Source organism: Pseudarthrobacter sp. NamE2, from assembly GCF_005796205.1.
In the GTDB taxonomy this organism is placed as follows: domain Bacteria; phylum Actinomycetota; class Actinomycetes; order Actinomycetales; family Micrococcaceae; genus Arthrobacter.
Genome location: NZ_VAHN01000013.1, coordinates 51,999 through 69,925, shown reverse-complemented (window position 1 = coordinate 69,925; position 17,927 = coordinate 51,999). Strand labels below are relative to the sequence as shown.

15 protein-coding genes are annotated in these 17,927 nt (G+C 66.6%); 5 read left to right on the top strand and 10 right to left on the bottom strand.

Features of this window, described 5'->3' with window-relative positions:
* The first annotated feature begins 6 nt into the window (after positions 1-6).
* The 4 genes from FDW83_RS15110 (at position 7) to FDW83_RS15095 (ending at position 4,182) form a co-directional block, all read left to right on the top strand.
* A complete protein-coding gene (locus FDW83_RS15110) occupies positions 7-1,413 on the top strand; it encodes an isochorismate synthase MenF (RefSeq protein ID WP_138138901.1) in 1,407 nt (468 codons plus the stop codon).
* A gap of 233 nt (positions 1,414-1,646) precedes the next feature.
* Positions 1,647-2,450 carry an ABC transporter substrate-binding protein gene (locus tag FDW83_RS15105; protein WP_138138900.1) on the top strand — a complete coding sequence of 268 codons (804 nt, stop codon included), beginning with the start codon at positions 1,647-1,649 and terminating at the stop codon, positions 2,448-2,450.
* A gap of 127 nt (positions 2,451-2,577) precedes the next feature.
* The gene (locus tag FDW83_RS15100) at positions 2,578-3,369 is read left to right on the top strand and encodes an amino acid ABC transporter permease (protein ID WP_138138899.1); all 792 of its coding nucleotides are present in this window, start codon (positions 2,578-2,580) and stop codon (positions 3,367-3,369) included.
* A gap of 12 nt (positions 3,370-3,381) precedes the next feature.
* Positions 3,382-4,182, top strand: a complete 801-nt coding sequence (locus FDW83_RS15095) for an amino acid ABC transporter ATP-binding protein (protein ID WP_138138898.1) — start codon at positions 3,382-3,384, stop codon at positions 4,180-4,182.
* Positions 4,183-4,301: 119 nt separating this feature from the next.
* Here FDW83_RS15095 and menD read toward each other — a convergent pair whose 3' ends face one another.
* From menD to FDW83_RS15080, 3 genes are all read right to left on the bottom strand, one after another.
* Positions 4,302-6,101 (bottom strand): 2-succinyl-5-enolpyruvyl-6-hydroxy-3-cyclohexene-1-carboxylic-acid synthase, encoded by a 1,800-nt coding sequence (menD, locus tag FDW83_RS15090; RefSeq protein ID WP_370281323.1) that lies wholly within the window; start codon positions 6,099-6,101, stop codon positions 4,302-4,304.
* A 203-nt stretch (positions 6,102-6,304) separates the two neighbouring features.
* Positions 6,305-8,380: a PhoX family phosphatase gene (locus FDW83_RS15085; protein WP_138138896.1), complete on the bottom strand. Its 2,076-nt coding sequence runs from the start codon at positions 8,378-8,380 to the stop codon at positions 6,305-6,307.
* A gap of 150 nt (positions 8,381-8,530) precedes the next feature.
* Complete coding sequence (locus FDW83_RS15080; protein WP_138138895.1) at positions 8,531-9,541, bottom strand: o-succinylbenzoate synthase; 1,011 nt, start codon at positions 9,539-9,541, stop codon at positions 8,531-8,533.
* A 125-nt stretch (positions 9,542-9,666) separates the two neighbouring features.
* Between FDW83_RS15080 and FDW83_RS15075 the strand changes: the two genes are divergently transcribed.
* Positions 9,667-10,572 carry a phosphatase PAP2 family protein gene (locus FDW83_RS15075; RefSeq protein ID WP_138138894.1) on the top strand — a complete coding sequence of 302 codons (906 nt, stop codon included), beginning with the start codon at positions 9,667-9,669 and terminating at the stop codon, positions 10,570-10,572.
* A gap of 130 nt (positions 10,573-10,702) precedes the next feature.
* Here the strand turns inward: FDW83_RS15075 and FDW83_RS15070 are convergent, their stop codons facing one another.
* The 7 genes from FDW83_RS15070 to FDW83_RS15040 form a co-directional block, all read right to left on the bottom strand.
* On the bottom strand, positions 10,703-12,481 hold the full coding sequence (locus FDW83_RS15070; RefSeq protein ID WP_138138893.1) for an N-acetylglutaminylglutamine amidotransferase: 1,779 nt from the start codon (positions 12,479-12,481) through the stop codon (positions 10,703-10,705).
* A gap of 740 nt (positions 12,482-13,221) precedes the next feature.
* Positions 13,222-14,037 carry a gamma-glutamyl-gamma-aminobutyrate hydrolase family protein gene (locus tag FDW83_RS15065; RefSeq protein ID WP_138138892.1) on the bottom strand — a complete coding sequence of 272 codons (816 nt, stop codon included), beginning with the start codon at positions 14,035-14,037 and terminating at the stop codon, positions 13,222-13,224.
* 110 nt (positions 14,038-14,147) lie between these two features.
* Positions 14,148-14,948, bottom strand: a complete 801-nt coding sequence (locus FDW83_RS15060; protein WP_138138891.1) for a carbon-nitrogen hydrolase family protein — start codon at positions 14,946-14,948, stop codon at positions 14,148-14,150.
* Positions 14,949-14,959: 11 nt separating this feature from the next.
* The gene (locus FDW83_RS15055) at positions 14,960-16,081 is read right to left on the bottom strand and encodes a glutamate--cysteine ligase (protein ID WP_240721006.1); all 1,122 of its coding nucleotides are present in this window, start codon (positions 16,079-16,081) and stop codon (positions 14,960-14,962) included.
* Positions 16,082-16,154: 73 nt separating this feature from the next.
* Complete coding sequence (locus tag FDW83_RS15050) at positions 16,155-16,670, bottom strand: hypothetical protein (protein ID WP_138138890.1); 516 nt, start codon at positions 16,668-16,670, stop codon at positions 16,155-16,157.
* Positions 16,667-17,314: a signal peptidase I gene (locus FDW83_RS15045; RefSeq protein ID WP_240721005.1), complete on the bottom strand. Its 648-nt coding sequence runs from the start codon at positions 17,312-17,314 to the stop codon at positions 16,667-16,669. The genes FDW83_RS15050 and FDW83_RS15045 overlap by 4 nt, the downstream gene beginning before the upstream one ends.
* Positions 17,304-17,912: a SipW-dependent-type signal peptide-containing protein gene (locus FDW83_RS15040; RefSeq protein WP_138138889.1), complete on the bottom strand. Its 609-nt coding sequence runs from the start codon at positions 17,910-17,912 to the stop codon at positions 17,304-17,306. The genes FDW83_RS15045 and FDW83_RS15040 overlap by 11 nt, the downstream gene beginning before the upstream one ends.
* Positions 17,913-17,927: the final 15 nt, after the last annotated feature.

Genomic DNA, 17,927 nt, shown 5'->3' with positions numbered 1-17,927 from the left:
CTCATCATGACGAGCACGCTCCGCACCTTGACAGTCCCCCTTGATGGCCGAAATTTCGCCGGGGGGCTGCCATCGTTTTTGGTCCGTGACGACGTCCTCTGCTGGACACGACGCGAGTCGGGCCTGGCCGGCTTCGGCGAGGTCGCGCGCTTCACGGCCACCGGGCCGGAGCGGTTCCTGGAGGCCGATATCTGGTGGCGCCACCTGGTCATCGAAGCCCGCATTACAGACCCGGTTGAACTGCCCGGCACCGGTCCCGTGGCCTTCGGCTCCTTCGCATTTTCTAAAACCTCGCCGTATGAGTCCCGGCTGGTCGTGCCGGAGGTCGTGGTGGGCGTGCGCGACAACCAGGCATGGGTAACACAGCTGACGTTCGACGACGTTGAGCTCACCAGGGCGGGTGCGCTCGCCGCCCTGGACCGCTGGTTGGCCGGCCCCACGGCATTTGCCGGCGTCCCGGCTGCAGGAACAACGACGGCGGCAGCGGACTCCGCCGGGCACGCCACCTTTGGCGCCGCCCAGGCTCCCGGAGGCGGCGCCGTCGTACGCCCGCTCCCCCTGGCGGCCGGCGCCACGCTTCACACGGGTTCCCTGGGTGAGGAAGCGTGGATGGAAGCCGTTACTGCCGGGGTGGAGGAAATCCGCACGGGTGCGCTGGAGAAGCTGGTGCTGGCGCGGGACGTGGTGGCAACGGTCCCCGCCGGCGTGAACGCATCCCAGGTGCTGCGTGAGCTGGCGGCCCAGTACCGCGAATGCTGGACGTACGGCGTGGACGGCCTGGTGGGCGCCACCCCCGAGATGCTGATCCAGGTGGAGGGCCGGACCGCACAGGCCCGCGTCCTGGCGGGAACTCTGGACCGGCGCGACGCCCACGGCGAGGACGGCCTTCCCATGGACTACGCCACGCGGGTGCTCGCCGGCTCCGAGAAGCAGCGGCACGAGCATGAGATCGCGATCCAGTCGCTGACCACGCAGCTGGCCCCGTTTTCGGAGGCGATGAACGCGCACGACGAGCCGTTCATTTTGGAGCTGCCCAATGTGTGGCACCTGGCATCCGACGTCAAGGCCGAACTTACGGAGGTTGAAGGGCACGTGCCCACCTGCCTCGCGCTGATCAACGCCCTGCACCCGACTGCCGCCGTCTGCGGAACCCCCACCCGGGTGGCCGGCGAGCTGATCCGCAAGCTGGAGCACCTCGACCGGGGACCCTATGCCGGTCCGGTGGGCTGGCTGGATGCGGCCGGCAATGGGGAATGGGGAATCGCCCTGCGCGGGGCCGTCATCGAGGCCCCGGATACCGTGCGGCTGTATGCCGGCTGCGGAATTGTTGACGGCTCTCAGCCCGAGGCTGAACTGGCAGAGACGTGGGCCAAATTCCGGCCCATGCTCGAGGCCCTGGGCATCCGCAGCTAACCCCCAACTAACTCGCACTGAATGTCGCGAAAAAGCACTTTCACGACGTTAACTGCGAGTCAGTTGGGCAGGGTTCGGGATGGCAGACAACTCACATCCCGACACGCTTGGTTTGTGGTGTGATTTAGTTATCCAATAGTGAAACTTGGTTTCCTGTGATGCACATCTCATAATCGGCGCTACACTATGAACCGATTTAGTACCGCATACCCCTGCAACAAAAGGTAAGAATTATGCAGCTCAAGTCCCTGGCCGCGGCCAAAATGACCGCCAAGGCAGCAGCACTCTTCGCCGCCGGCGCCCTCACCCTCACGGCGTGCGGCGGCGGCAACTCCACCCCGGCCGCTTCCGAGGGCGGCATCCAGCTGATCAATGCAGGCAAGCTCACTGTCTGCTCGGACATCCCTTACGAGCCGTTCGAGTTCGAAAAGGACGGCGAAACGGTTGGCTTCGACGTGGATATCGCCAAGGAAGTTGCCAAGGACCTCGGCGCCGAGCTCAGCATCGTGGACAGCTCCTTCGAGGCCATCGAGACCGGCACCGCCCTGACCCAGTGCGACCTGGGCATCTCCTCGATCTCCATCACGGACACCCGCAAATCCGTCATGGACTTCTCCGACCCCTACCTGGACGACGACCTGACGCTCGTGGCCAGCGAGGACTCCGGCATCACCGGTCTGGACAGCGCCAAGGGCAAGAAGGTGGGCGTCCAGCAGGCCACCACCGGCGCCGACTACGCCGAGGAACAGGGCATCGAGGCACAGCAGTTCGAGGACACCGGGCTCCTGGTCCAGGCACTGCAGGCCGGCACCATCGACGCCGCCCTGGGCAACCAGTCCGTGCTGGGCTACGCCATCAAGGACGATCCCAAGTTCAAGAGCGTTGAGGACTTTGCCACGGGCGAGAAGCTCGGCATCTCCGTCAAGAAGGGCAACACCGCCATGCTGGAAAAGGTTAACGGCACGCTGGAGCGCCTGGAAGGGGACGGCTCACTCGAGAAGTTCAAGACCACCTGGTTCGGCGAGACCGCCAAGTAGCAGAACGCAGGCCCGGGGTTCCTTCACCCCGGCGCCTTCGCGGCCCTGAGAACCACGCAGTTGGGGCCCCGGACACGCTGCCATCGCAGTCCGGGGCCCCAGCCACGCATAACGAATGTGAGCAACCATGGCAATGACCGCACGTCAGCGGGCCAGAGTAAGCCTCTACGTCCAAGCCGGAATCTTTGTGGTGGCCATCATCGCACTGATCCTGGCCACGGACTGGGAGACGATTGGCAACAGCGTCTTCAACTTCGCCAAGATCGGGCCGATGTTCCCCGACATCTTCGCCACCGGCCTGGTCAACACCCTGATCTACACCTTCCTGGGCTTCATCGTGGGCCTGTCCGGCGGCCTGCTGCTGGCCCTGATGAAGCTCTCCAGCTTTCCGCTCTACCGCTGGATCGCCACCGGCTACATCGAATTCTTCCGCGGCATCCCCGCCCTGCTGGTGTTCATCGCCTTCGGCTACGGCGTCCCGCTGGCCTTCGGCGTCTCCTGGAACGTCACAGTGATCGTGATGATCTCGCTGGGCATGGTGGCCTCGGCTTACATCGCTGAAACCCTCCGCGCCGGCCTGCAGGCCGTTCCCAAGGGCCAGATGGAAGCCGCCCGGTCCCTGGGCATGCCCCAGTGGCGGGCCATGGTCACCATCGTGATCCCGCAGGCGTTCAAGATCGTCCTGCCGCCGCTGACCAACGAGATCATCCTGCTGACCAAGGATTCGTCGCTGATCTACGTCCTGGGCCTGACCGCCTCGCAGTACGAGCTCACCAAGTTCGGCCGCGACGGCATCTCCAGCCTGGGCGCCGGCCTGACGCCGCTGCTGGTAGCCGGCGCCTTCTACCTGGTCATCACCATCCCGCTGAGCCTCCTGGCCCGGAAGTTCGAAAGCCGCTCCGCGCGGACCAAGCGATAGGCAGGCAAGCCAATGAACGACGTCATACATTCCTCCGGAAGTACCGGCACCATCCACGCCGCCGGGGTGTCCATCAAAGACCTGCGCAAGGCCTACGGCTCCAACGAAGTCCTGAAGGGCATCAGCCTGGACGTGGCGCCGGGCGAGGTGGTGTGCCTGATCGGCCCGTCCGGTTCCGGCAAGTCTACGCTCCTGCGCTGCGTCAACCTGCTGGAGCAGCCCAACCAGGGCAGCATCCAGGTGGGCGGCTTCGAAGCCACCGATCCGGACGTGGACATCGACCGGATGCGCCGCAAGGTGGGCATGGTGTTCCAGCAGTTCAACCTGTTCCCGCACCTTGATGCCAAGCGCAACTGCTCCATCGCCCAGACCAAAGTCCTCAAGCGGTCCCAGGCCGAGGCGGACAAGGTGTCCATGCACAACCTGGAACGCGTTGGACTGGGACACCTTGCCGACCGCTACCCGGACCAGCTCTCCGGCGGCCAGCAGCAACGCGTGGCCATCGCCCGCGCACTGAGCATGGAACCGGAGCTGATGCTCTTCGATGAGCCCACCTCCGCCCTTGACCCGGAAACCGTGGGCGATGTCCTCTCCGTTATGCGCAACCTCGCCAAGGAGGGCATGACCATGCTGGTGGTCACCCACGAGATGGGCTTTGCCCGCGAAGTGGCGGACCGCGTGGTGTTCATGGACGGCGGCGTGGTGGTGGAGGAAGGCGTGGCCGAGCAGGTCATCGGCGCCCCCACCCAACCGCGCACCAAGGAGTTCCTCCGCCGCGTCCTGGACCCGACGCACATCGAGATCGAGGAATAGCAGGCCCGCTCCCCCGGCTTTCGACCTGCATGTCAGGGTTTTGCGGCAGGACGAGACCGGCTGGACCCGCGGGGTACTGATCCGGGACCACGAGCTGAGCCGCCACCGGCAGCGTATGCCTACTGCTGGGCCAGGACTTTCCCGACAGCGGCCGCCACTGCCTCCTCAATCCTGGCGTGCAGCTGCCGCAGCGCATGACGGTCCGTGCGGACTTCCACGATGCTGCGCCCCTTCACAGGCTGGTTGAGCGCTTCGGCGAGTCCCGCCGTCGTACTCACCAGGGAATGCCCGACGCCGTACGCGCGGGCGAGTGCCGCAATGTCAACGGAGTGCGGGGTGGCGAAGAGTCGCTCGACGGTGTCTCCGTAGGTGCCGCTTTCCTCCACCGCACCGTGTTCGAGCAATGCGAAGATGGCGCCGCCGGCATCATTGAGCACCACGACCCGAAGGTCGGGCTGCTCCTCGCCGGAGCCGAGGAGCAGCCCGCCGGCGTCATGCAGGAAGGTGACGTCCCCCAGCAGGACGGTGGTCTCCTGCCCGCCGCCAAGCGCGATGCCCGTGGCCGTGGAGACGGTGCCGTCGATCCCGGCCAGGCCGCGGTTGGCATAGACGGTTGCCGCCGGTTCGGGCGCGGGCAGGCCGGCGAGGTCAACGTCCCGGATTCCGTTGGATGAGCCCAGCAGCAGCTGGCCGCGGGTGTGCTTCCAGACCAGGGCGCCCACGGAGGGACCTGTCGCTGAAGCTTGAGCGGAAAGGACCTGGTCCAGCGCGTGCTGCGCGGCCGAGCCGGCCAGCAGCCAGGTGTCCAGCCATGCGGAGGTGCCGCGGCCCGCAAAATCAGCGAGGTCGGCCAGGTTCTCGAGCGGAAGTTCGGTGCGCCGCCCGGGCTCGTACCAGGCCACCGGAACCGGCTGGTAGAGGGTGGACTGGACGTCGGCGCGGGCCAGCAGTGCGGCCACCGGACGGGACAGGGTGGGCCGGCCGAACAGCACCACCCGCTCAATGGCGTGCCCTGCCCCGGGCCCGAAGTGCTCAAGCAGCAGCCGGTACGGGCCCACGGCGTTGGGCCCAAAGCGCGCATTGGAGGACGGCTCGGCCAGCAGCGGCAGGCTGTGGGCGCGGGCGAAAGCCTCGGCAACTGGCCCGGCGTCGTGTCCGGCGAGAACTACTGTCCGGCGCTCCGGCAGCTCCTCCGCCGCGGGCGGCAAATTCATGACCAGCGGGTCGGTGCCGATGCGGTAGCGCTGCCGCCCCGCCGCTTCCGGGAGCCCGTCGCCGGGCGGCGGGACCAGCGGGTCGCGGAATGCCAGGTTGAGCTGTACCGGTCCCGGGGGGATGTCGGGGAAGGCGCCGGTAGCCGCGGAGAGCCCGGTCCGGATGGCGCGTTCGGGGTTGCTGCCGGCGGGCACGTCAGCGGCAAAACGGACCTGCTCGCCGAAGAGGTCAGGCTGGATGGTGGTCTGGTTGGCGCCGGTGCCACGGAGTTCATCCGGCCGGTCCGCCGACAGGACGATCAGCGGCACCGCGGCATGGTTGGCCTCCATCACTGCCGGCAGCACATTCCCGACGGCGGTGCCGGACGTGGTCAGCACCGCCGCCGGCGAGCCGGTGGACAGGGCAAGGCCCAGGGCGGTGAACCCGGCAACCCGCTCATCGATCCGAACCAGCAGCTCCACCCTGCCGGCAGCCGAGGCCTCCGCCAGCGCGTACGCCATGGGCGCCGAGCGCGAACCCGGCGAAACCACCACGTGCCGCACGCCGCCGTCGAGCAGGATTCCGACGGCGATACGCGCCGCCGCAAATGCGCTCAGCTCGGGTGCCGATTCCCGGGGCTCCGCAGCGTCAGGCGCGTCCGGAGCGCCTGCTGAAGAAGCGTCGTAGGGGGCGGCGTCAGGGGCTGGTTCGTTCAGCGAAGTCACCAACCCAGTCTGCCACCCCCAGCGCTCTCCCACCTTTTGCAGCCAATACCCGAACGTTCTCTCGCTTCTGGCGGCTCAACGGGAAACGCTCTCCCACTGTCCGCCGCCCAGCCGGCGGAAGTGAGAGAGCGTTGGTCCTGAAGTCGCCATAGGTGAGAGAGCGTTGATTTCGACAGGCTCAATCACCGGGCATCCGGAGGGAACTAGGCGTCCGTCCGGAACACCTGGATCACCGACGGGCGGGGCGCACGGGCCTGGCCGGGTGCGGGCGTGGTGCCTGCCGGGACGTAGTCCGGGAAGTAGGACACCTGGTTCTCGAAGGTGCCGTCCTCGCCCGGGTGCTGCACCGCGACGAACACGGTGCGCTCCTCGTCGTGGATGATGGGGCCGCAGGTCTCGGCGTCGCGCGGGACGGCGAGGAACTGCTCCACCTTGCCGCGTTCGGCGCCTTCCAGGGTGACCTTGAACAGGGCGTCGGCCCGGCCGATGCCGGAGGGGGCGCCGTCGGTGGAGATCCAGAGGTTGCCGACGGAGTCGAAGGCCAGGTTGTCCGGGCAGGAGATGGGCGAGACCTTGTCCACCGGGAAGCCGGAGAAGTAGGTGACGTCGCCCTGCGCCGGGTCACCGCAGACCATCAGCAGGTTCCAGGTGAATTTGGTGGAGGTCTGGTCCCCGGCTTCGCTGATCTCCACGATGTGGCCGTCGCGGTTCTGGTTGCGCGGGTTGACCTCGGTGGCGCCTTCGTTCGTGCCGGTGCCACGGTTGGAGTTGTTGGTGCAGGCGACGTAGACCTTGCCGGTGAACTTGCTCGGCTCCACGTCCTCGCAGCGGTCCATCTTGGTGGGGCCAACCTTGTCCGCGGCCAGGCGGGTGTACACCAGGACCTCTTCCACGGACATGCCGGGGACTGCGGACTTGCCGTCGACCACCAGCGGCAGCCATTCGCCGACGCCGTCGAACGCACCGTCAGAAGGAACAGCACCGGTGCCCGTGATCTCGGCAGCCGGCGAGTTACCGGTGAATTTGGCGACGTAGAGGCTGCCGGCAGAGAGCAGCGTCATGTTGTGCTTGCGGTCGCCCTCCCGGTACTTGTCTCGGGAGACGAACTTGTAAAGGTAGTCGAAGCGCTCGTCGTCGCCGGAGTAGGCCACCACGTGCCCGGACTCGGCGATGATCACGTTGGCGCCCTCGTGCTTGAAACGGCCCAGCATGGAGTGCTTCTTCGGGGTGGAGGTGGCGTCGAACGGGTCCACCTCCACGATCCAGCCGAAGCGGTTGGCTTCGTTCTCGTACCCGGCGTTGCGGGTGTCCCAGCGGGGCTCATCCAGCTCCCAGCCCCGGGCGGTGGGCCTGTTGGTGATGCCGTAGCGCTTGTCACCTGCAGAGGTTCCCGGGGCCACGAAATAGCTCTGGAAATTTTCCTCGCCGGAGAGGATGGTCCCCCACGGCGTGGTGCCGCCGGCGCAGTTGCCCAGGGTGCCCTTGATGAAGCGGCCGGCCGGGTCGTCCTTGGTCTTGACCAGGGAGGACCCTGCGGCCGGGCCGGTCAGCTCGTACACCGTGCTATTGAGGAAGCGGCGGTTCAGCTGCGCGCCCTTGACGTAGGTCCACGGCTTGTTCTTGTTCTGGCGCTCCAGCTCCACCACGGACAGGCCGTGCGCAGCCGCCCCCACGGCGCGCTTCTGCTCTGCCGGCATGGTGGCCGGGAACATGATGTTCTCGTTGGTGTACTCGTGGTTGGAGAACAGCACCGCGCGGCGGCCCTTGCTGCCCGGGATCTCCAGGATGTCGGTGTAGTCGTTGTTATAGCCGAACTGCTTTTCCTGGGCAGCGGCGGTCTGGTTGTTCAGGTCGAACTCGGGCGCGTCGTTGAAAATCGGGTCGCCCCAGCGGATGACCGGCTTCCAGGTGAACCCGTCCGGAACGGTCACGGCGTCAACCATGGCGTCGACTGAGGGGATGGCCGTGAACTTCAGCTTGGACTTGCCGAAGCCTTCCTTTGCTGCCTGGGACAGTCCTGCGGCGTTGGCGGAGTCCGGCGAGGTGACGGCGCTGCCGAGGACGACGGCGAGGGCGCCGGCGGCGCCGAATCCCAGGGCGGCGCGGCGTGACAGGGTGGCGGAGGCGATGTCGCGGAAGTAGCTGTTGGAGCTGGTGTTGCAGACGTCGCCGGCGCAGGCGTTGTCGCATTTAAGCGCACACGTAACGGCGCTGCGCTTGCCCTTGGTATGGCCGAGCATCGGCAGCAGGGTGAACTTGCGGGCAGTCGTTTCAGACATGGGTGCCTTCCAGAAAATCGATGCGGTGCCCTCACCCTGTCAGCCGGTTTCTACGCGGAGTCGTCAGCAAGGTGAACCCGGGGTAAACCCGCCGGTAACCGGGAATGACCTGCGCAAATGTAAAAGAGCGTCACGGTTGGAGGAGACGCTTCAGGGGGTGAGCAACGCGTGCACCCGGCGCAGCCGGTCCAGCCACCAGTCCCGGCGGTGCGGGGAAGCCGCGTACCGCTCCAGCAGCCCGGCATCGGCGGCGGGATCGCGCAGGCGGATGGCGCCGTCGTCGGCCACCAAAGGGTCCGCAGTGACGTCGGACTCGAACAGGGACACCGTGCCCAGCCCGCACGCGTACGGCAGCTCCGGCAGCGCAGCAGCGAGCGCCAGCCCCGCGCGGATGCCCACGGAGGTGTCCAGGGCAGAACTGACGACGGCGGGAAGGCCGGCTTCCGCCACAATGTCCAGTGCCCGCCGCACTCCTCCCAACGGCGCAACCTTCACCACGATCAGGTCCGCGGCGCCGGCGCGGGCAACGCGGAGGGGGTCGTCCTCCTTGCGGACACTCTCGTCCGCGGCGATCAGCACCGGAACGCCCGCAGTCCGCAGCCGCGAGCGCACCTCCGCAAGGCCCTCGATGGTTGGCGCCGGCTGCTCCGCGTATTCAAGTCCGACGCCGGCCAGCCGGGTCAGTGCCTCCACAGCGGCGGGCACGTCCCACCCTCCGTTTGCATCGACCCGGATGGCAGCCTCCGGCAGTGCGGACCTGACGGCCGCAACCCGGGCGGCGTCTTCCTCGAGGCTCTGGCCCTGCTCTGCGACCTTGACCTTGACTGCGTCCACCCGGCCAAACCGGGCCAGGACCTCAGGCACCCCTACGGCAGGGACGGCCGGAACAGTGGCGTTGACCGGAACGGCTGTGCGCAGTGGCTCCGGGAAACCGTGCCAGGCCGCTTCGATGGCGGCGGCGAGCCAGCGGGCGGCCTCGGCATCGCCGTACTCCGGAAACGGGCCGAACTCCCCCCACCCTGCGGGGCCATGGAGCACCAGCGATTCACGTTCCATGATGCCGCGGAACTTCACGCGCATGGGCAGGCTGACAACGTGCGCCGCGGCCAGGAGCTGGTCAACCGTGGGCAGGACGGGCGGGGGCTCGCTGGCAGCAGGCATGAACCTCACTGTACCGGCGGCCGGAAGCGGGGGCGGGACCTGGACAGCCTGACGAGGCCGACGGCGGCGGGCGCGCCGCTGCGGCCCCGGGCAGCCTCCCAGCTTTTTATGCCACCCTTATTCCGATGACTTTTTCACGACAGGCACAGGCCAGGACATCAGCCCGACCCGCTCCCGGTTCGGGTTTCCTGTTCGTGCTCGCCACCCTGGCCTGCGTCGCGGGACTGGTGGCCACGTACTACTACTTCGTGCAGACCACCACGGGCCAGTTCATCGACGAGTCCGCCCTTGTGGAGGCCGTGGCCATCCACGGTCCCGCCGGCAAGGCGAGTACCAAGTTCCTCGACTTGTTGCCCACCATCTCCCTGGTGATGGCCGCCGTCGTGGTTTTGTTCGTGACGGTGATCCGGCGCCGCTGGACGGAAGCCGGAATCGCCGTGACGGCGTGCATCGGCGCGAACATCGCGACCCAGGTCCTGAAGGATGTCCTGCCGGCCCGTCCGGACAAGGGCGTGGTCACGCTGGAACTGAACTCGCTGCCGTCCGGGCACACCACGCTTGCGGCGTCAGCGGCCGCGGCGGTGTTCCTGATGGCGTCGCCGCGCTGGCGGCCCATGGCCGGTTTTGTGGGCGGCACGTTCGCCATCGCCTCCGGGGTGTCCACGCTGATCAACCAGTGGCACCGGCCCGCCGACGTGGTGGCGGCGTTCCTGCTGGTGGGCGCGTTCATGATTCCGGCCGGCTGGCTCATCATCCGGCGGGGCGCCTGGACCGCCTGGAACGGGTTCGACCATCACATCGGCTCGGCCCGGATCTGGGTAACGCTGCCGGTGCTGCTTGGTTTGGGCTCGGCCGCCGTCGCCGTCTTTTCGCTGATCCGCATCGCCCCGAGCCCGTGGCAGGAAACCAGCACCACCAACTACTTTTGGGCCGGGATCTCGCTGATCATCATCGCCGGATACCTGGCGACGGTCGCCACCACCTTGATGTTTGCCTACGCTGCACGACGGCGGGACCCACCAAAGAGGTAGCCAGCCTTCACCAACTCCTCCCGGGGGCGGAAGGTTAGCTCGGGGCGTAAAACAGTTCATCGACGGCGGCGGGAAAGTCGGCCTTGACGGCCTGGCGGAGTCCGTCCAGCACCGGGCCCGACGCCATGTCTCAGCCCACCCCGTGATGCTGCAGCCACATCTCCAGCAGCGCGAACTGCCACAGGACATTGCTCTTCACGGGAGTCCGCCGGCTGTTCGGATCCGCCAGCAGCCCGTCGATGTAGTCCGACCGGAAGATCCCGCGCTGCTTCGCCGCCGGCGCGCGGAGGGCGTCCCTGACCATGGTGATGAACGGTTCCTCCAGGTGCCGCAGGGCGGGAACCGGGAAGTAGCCCTTGGGCCGGTCCACAACGGCAGCCGGCAGCAGCTGACGGCCCAGGTCCTTCAGGATTCCCTTGCCGCCCCCGGAAGCCTTGTACTCCGGCGGGCAGGATGCGGCCAGCTCCACGAGTTCATGGTCAAGGAACGGGACCCGGGCTTCGATGCCCCATGCCATGCTCATGTTGTCCAGCCGTTTGACGGGGTCGTCCACCATCAGCAGGTGGGTATCCAGGCGGAGCACGGCATCCAGGGCCGTGTCCGCTCCCGGGGCTGCCAGGTTTTCGGCCAGCACCCGGCTGCTGACGTCGGAGCCGGAGTACCACTCGGGCTCGAGGATCTCCAGGAGTTCCCCGTGGCTGTGGTCCACAAAGCTCTTGGTGAACGCCGCGTGCGCCCCGGGGCGGGGAACGGAAGCCAGCGGCTGGTGGTAGGCGTACCCGCCGAACACCTCGTCGGCGCCCTGCCCGCACTGGACCACCTTAAGGTGCCGGGCGACGGTTTTTGAGAGCAGGTGGAATGCGGTCACGTCATGGCTGGCCATCGGTTCGGACATCGCTTCAACGGCTCCGTCGATGGACGGCGCAAACTCGGCCGTGCTGACGTGGAGGCGTTCGTGCCGGGTGCCAAACTCGCGGGCGATCAGGTCCGAGTACACGAACTCGTTCCCGGAGTCCCCGCCGGCTCCGTCGAAGCCGATGCTGAAGGTGGACAGCCCGTGCTGGCCCTCCTCGGCGAGCAGGGCAACCAGGATGCTGGAATCCAGGCCGCCGGACAAAAGGACACCTACCGGTACATCGGCGACCATCCGCCGTCGTACCGCTGTCCTCAAGGCGGCCCGGACAGCCTCCTGCCAGTCCTCCACGGTCCATGCCGCACGTTCGGGACGGCGGGTATACTCCGGCTTCCAGTACTCGCGGTCATGCCACGTCCCGTCCGCGCGCACCGTCCGGATGGTGGCCGCAGGCAGCTTCTGGACCCCGCGCAGGATGGACCGCGGCGCAGGAACAATCGAGTGCCAGCTCAGGTAATGGTGCAGGGCCACCTCGTCCAGTGAGGTGTCCACGCCGCCGGAGGCCACCAGGGCCGGCAGGGTGGAAGCGAAGCGCAGCTTTCCCGGGAGCTGGGAGACGTATACAGGTTTGATGCCCAGCCGGTCCCGCACCAGCAGGACCTCCTGCCGCTGCGTGTCGTACAGGGCTATCGCGAACATCCCCACCAGGTGGTGGACAAAGTCGTCGCCCCACTTCCGGTAGGCCTTCAGGACCACCTCGGTATCGCTGGTGGACCGGAAGGTGAACTCGGGCTCCAGTTCGCGCCGCAGTTCCTTGTAGTTGTAGATGCAGCCATTGAAGGTGACAGTCAGCCCGCCGTCGTCCACCATGGGCTGCGCCCCCGCCTCTGAGAGGTCGATGATGCTGAGCCGCTGGTGTCCCAGTGCAACCCAGCCGGATTCCCATGTTCCCCGTCCGTCAGGTCCCCTTGATGCCATTGCCTCCATCATCTTCAGGACCGCCTCCCGGGAGGTCTTTCTCCCGTTGAAGGCAATTTCGCCTGCTATGCCGCACATGTGACGTTCCGTTCCTTGTTTGTTGCACCGCTCCCCCTACAGCCTTGAGCTTCTAAAACGATCGGTGGGATTCCTCCCAAACCACCCTGCCGGTCTTGAATGTCGCATCTGAAGGACCAGGCAGGACCATCCCGGCCGCGATGCGCCCCGGGGCCTCTTCCATGGGGATGACCTCCACGGGGCTGAAAAAAGTCGTCGCGGGGCAACATGGCCGTCTCCAGGAAGAGGCCCGCCTCGGCGTGCACCAGTTCGTCTTCCAGAACGTACAGTCCCGGGAGGGCGTCAATGTCCCTGCGGAGGCCCCGGGGCAGTTCAAGGGCCTTTTCAATCATGCCGTTGCCCTCCTGGACCATCTGGCGGCGCCAGCTGTCCATGGCGGCGTAGAGCATCACGTTGGAACTGGTGGTGGAAAGGATGTCCGCGCACTGGTTCACCCGTCCCGGGTCCACGAGGCTGCCCTGCAGGTGGAAAATGGAGCCCTCGCCCCTTGCCTGCGGCGCCCCTTGCCGGGGGCGGCTGTGCGGGCAGGATCTGAAACTTTGCGAATACCAGCCATCGTTGCTCCATGGATAGAACCGTGAAGCATTTGGCTTAACCTCAGCGTCCAAACATACTAAGCATGCTTATTTCTCGAGGGCAAGGCAGAATGCAAAGAACCGTCCCGGGACGAGGCGCGTGCGCGCTGTCCGGGACGGTTCCTGCTGATCAAGGAAAGGATGTTGTGGGCCTGGCCAGTGGCACTATCCCAGTGAAGGCCGTGCAAGGGTGGCGTTGATCCCGCCGGAAACAGCCGACGGCGCCGCGGGCAGGAGCCGGGACAGGAATTTGCTGCGCGCCGCTTCCACGAAACCGCGGAACAGCCCGAAGTCCTCCGGCAACTCCTCCGGGTGCCATTGGATGCCCATGGTGAAGCTTGCGGCGGGATACTCGATGGCTTCCACCACCTGGTCCTCGCTCCACGCGGAAGCCACCAGGCCTTCGCCGAGCTTGTCCACGGCCTGGTGGTGGGACACCGGCACCGTCCCCGCGTTAGCTCCGATCAGCTGTTCGAGCCGAGAGCCGGCCTTGATTTCCACCGCGATCCGGTTGAAGTTGTAGCCGCCGGGCTGGTAGTGGCCGCTGCCCACAACATCGGGCAGGTGCTGGTGAAGGGTTCCGCCGAGGGTGACGTTCAGCAACTGCTCGCCGCGGCAGATGCACAGCAGCGGCACGTCCTGGCGGATGGCCTCCTGGATCAGGGCCTGCTCCCAAGCGTCACGCTCCGGACGGGGAACATCAGTCTCGGGGTGCGGTGCCTGGCCGTAGAGGGCGGGGTCAACGTCCCAGCCGCCGGGAACAACCAGGCCGTCGAGCCTGCCGATGAGCATTTCCACAACGTCGGCCACCACCGGCTGCGGCGGCAGCAGGATGGGAACTCCGCCTGCGGCGATGATGGGTTTCAGGTACGTCTCCGGCAGGAATGCCGCATTCACGGTGCCGCAACCATCGGTTCCCGCCTGCTCCAGGTAGGTGGTGAGGCCGATGACGGGTTTCATCGCGGCGTCGGTTGCGTGCACTTCGATCCTTTCCGGGAGATTTGGTTGCCTCTAATTTTATGGGGGCGTCAGGTCCTGAATGTTTCGACGGCGTCAAATCCCGGTATCAAGCCGGTCACACTTTTCAGGGCTCAGTCAGCACTCCTGGGCACCACATTGAAGCGGCGGTTCTGAAGTGCCGGAACGCGGGTCCGCACGGCTGCGATACGTTCCGGCTCCAGCTCGGCGAACACGACGCCGGGCGCCTCGCCGGCGTTGGCTATGACCACCCCGAAGGGATCCACCACCATCGAGTACGCCGTGGCAAGCGGGCCGCATTGATTGGCCGCCACCACGTAGGACGTGTTCTCGATGGCCCGGGCGCGCACCAGGGTGTTGAAGTGGTCCTCCTTCCCCGGACCCCTGATCCAATTGGCCGGCAGCAGGAGGACGTTGGCGCCCGCATCCACCAGGTACCGGGCGCTTTCCGGGAACCGAAGGTCGTAGCAGGTAAGCATGCCAAGCCGCAGCTGGCCGTGAGAGAGCAAGTAAGGCTCGCTGATGCTTCCCGGGCTGGTTCCATCGCTTTCACGGTGCCCGAAAGCGTCGTAGAGGTGCACTTTCCTGTACGTGCCCAGTACTTCTCCCCCGGCGTCAAGGGCAACCACCGTGTTGTAGGGCAGGCCGCCGGGGCTGGCCTCGGTGGTTCCCACGACGACGGGCAGGTTCAGGTTCCCCGCGAGCGCGGCAACTCCGCTGATGAAAGGACCGTCCAGCGGTTCTGCCACTTCCGCCATAACACTGGGCGGTCCCGTGCCGGCATAGAGGCTGGATTCGGGAAGCACCAGCAGATCGGCATTGCCCAGGGCGGCGGCCTCCATCAATCCGGCAATAAGGCGCAGGTTTTCCCGCGGATCCGTGCCGGCGCCGAACTGCCCCAAGGCGATCCTCACGTCGTCCTCCCTTAGATGGTTAATACGTTGTTGCCGGCCTCGCGCAGCATCGTCGTGGGGAGGCAGGTCATCTGCACGGCATCGGACACCATGTCCCGCAAGCTGGAGGCATGGCCCAATGACTGCCGCTGCATGGCAGCACCGGTCCCGCGGTTCAGGACCTGGAACAGCAGGGACTCCACTGCGGCGAACTCACCCTGTTCCTCCAGCACCGGCCGGAGGTGGTCCAGCAGGGCCAGCACCACCTCGAAGGCGGCCCGGGGCGTCCCCGTCGCCGGGTCCGCCAGTTCACCGTCGAGCCCGTACCGGCTGGCCCGCCATGACGCCAGCTGCAGCTGGGTGACGGACGCCGGGACCGGGGCAACGCCGTCGCGCCACTGCCTCGCCGCGGTTTCCGCAAGGCCACGCACCAGTGCGGCCAGCAGGACGGCGTCGTCCGCGAACAGGCACACGTCTGCAACCCGGACTTCAACGGTGGGATGCTTGTGGCTGAGCCGCGCGTCGAAGTAGAGGTTGGCTTTGTCCAGCGGCACGCCGGAAGCGAGGATCTGGCGGATTTCCTCGTGGTAGGCGGCAGCGGAGCCGTAGATATTCGCCGGCCCCGTGGTGGGCCAACGGGTCCAGGCCTGGAAACGGTAGCTTGCGAAGCTTGAATCCTTGCCGTTCCAGAACGGCGAGTTGGCGCTGATGGCCAGCAGGACGGGCAGCCAGCCCCGGATGCGGTCCAGGATGGCCACGCCCTCCTCGTCCGACTCAATCTCCACATGCACATGGCAGCCGCCCGTCAGCTGCTCGACGGCCGTAAGCCCGAAGCGCTCCATCAGCTGCGCACAACGTTCACCCGGGGCGATGGTGGACTCCACGGGCAGGGGCGAGGTTGCGAGCGCGGCCACCCGCGCTCCTGCCCGCCTTGCCAGGGAGTCCGCGTTCTTCCGCCCCGCGCCGATGTCCTGGGCCAGTTCGGAGAGGCTGAGCCGCGGAAGGGTGCAGGTTTCGATCTGCTCCTGCTTCATCTCGCTGGTCAGGCGCGGATAGTCGCTGAGCTGGTCCAGGACTTCACCCAGCGGCACAGGTGCCCCGGTAAAGCCATCAACGATGAGGAACTCTTCTTCAACACCCATCCTGCGCGTCACGGCATCATTCTCACACACCAGCGCCTGGGCAGGGGGCGGGACCGCCAACGCCAGCCCGGCAGGGTCAGCCGTTCTACATCACAGGAGACACCGGACAGGTGATCTTTCCGTTGGAGAGGCTGTTATGCAGAACGATGTCGAGATGAGCGGTTGTCTGGTCCACGTACGTGGCCGTCACCCGAACGGTCAGCGGGCCTGCCGGATTGTCGCGAATAATCGGTGAGGCAAGCAACGGATTGGTGCTTGACGTCAAAATGAAGCTTCCGGGGGTCAGTGCCAGAAGGCTCGAAAGACCGGCATAGCTTGGCCCGAGTGAACCGTTTGACTGCAGTGCCGCGTAGCTGATGGAGGCCGTAGCAGGGACAGTAACGTGCAGCGTTGCCGTGGATTCAGAAGCATCGTTCGTGCAGGTGAGTGAAGTTATGGCGGGGCCTGGCCAGGCGGCGGCGGCACTTACTGCCATCGTCGCCGTCGCGCTTTGCTGCCACAGGGCGGAAGCGGACGCACCCCCGAGACCCAGCAGTACCGTCAGCACAAAGGCGCCGACGGCGGCTGCCGCGCCGGGCAGGCTCCGGAACCTCCGCCTCATGACGCCTCAGCCGTCCTGTCTTCGCGGGACTTGCGGACCGACCTGAAGACCGTGATTGCCCCGTAGCCGATCAGGCCGAGGGCTGCGATGACGGTCCAGGTACCACGGTCTGAGTTCCCGAGGGCATTCGCCACGAAGCCAACGTACGGTACGGCGTAGAACAGCTTGCCCTTCACCTGGATCCCGCGGACCGGTTCGGGATCGTTGGCCCCGTTGTTGTCTCCCCTGGTGATCAGCGTCTTCGCGCCCTGCTGGGTGGCGCCGAAACCAACCACCCGGTGCGTTTCCACCTCGGGCCGTCCCGAGTAGAGCTGGAACGTGATTACGTCGCCGTACTGGATCTCATTGACCGGCACCGGCTTCATCACCAGGAACGTCCCGGGCGGGAACTTGGGCGCCATGGAGTTGGTGAGCACCGTGTAGGTCTGCGAGCCCGTTGCCACCGGCACCACAATCAGGATGATCGCGGCGGACAACGCGATCATCATGGCGGACATGCTGGCGAGGCGTCCGACGGCGGCCCACGCGCCGGAGCTCTCCGGCCGGCTTGGTGCAGCGTCCGACGGCGGGAGTTCAGCCGGGTGCGGAGCCTTCCCTCGGGCGTTTTCTTCGGCAATCGGACCTGCCGTCAGGTCAGCAGCCACCGGGCACCCCGCAGAGCTGACGTGCCGTGAGCGGAAGGGTGATGTTCACTGCCTGTCCTTTCACGGTGGATGGGGCGCTGGGGCTGAGGCTGGCCTGGAAGCAGAAGACGGTGGAACCGCCCTTGGCGACGGCGGGTGAGACCAGCCCGGCCGAACCCAGCGGCGGGTAGCTGCCGGTTGCGGTGCATTCGGCGGCGGATGCCGCCGATTTTGCGTTGACTGTCACGTACTGCGCTAGGGTTCCGCCTGACACATTGCTCACCACGGCCGGGCCTACGGTTACGGCCGTGGTGAAGGCGCCGCCGGCATTGGTGTTGTTGGCAATCACCACTCCCCCGTACACCGAGCCGCCGGGACTCAGCGTGCCCTCTGGGCTGATGGCCAGGTTGGCGGGCTGGCCGGAGGCCAGGGACATGGTGGTTGCCTGCCCCGATGGAACTGCCGTGAGCGCCACATCGAACGATGCCGAGGCCACGGTTCCGGGGGCAGCTGAAGCGCTGGAACTCCATAGAGCGTACGTTCCCTGGACGGTCAACAGCCCCAGGAGCACTGCTGCGGCGATGAGTGCCGCCGCCTGCAGTGGGCGCTTGATGCGCATGGTCTCCTCCTGGTC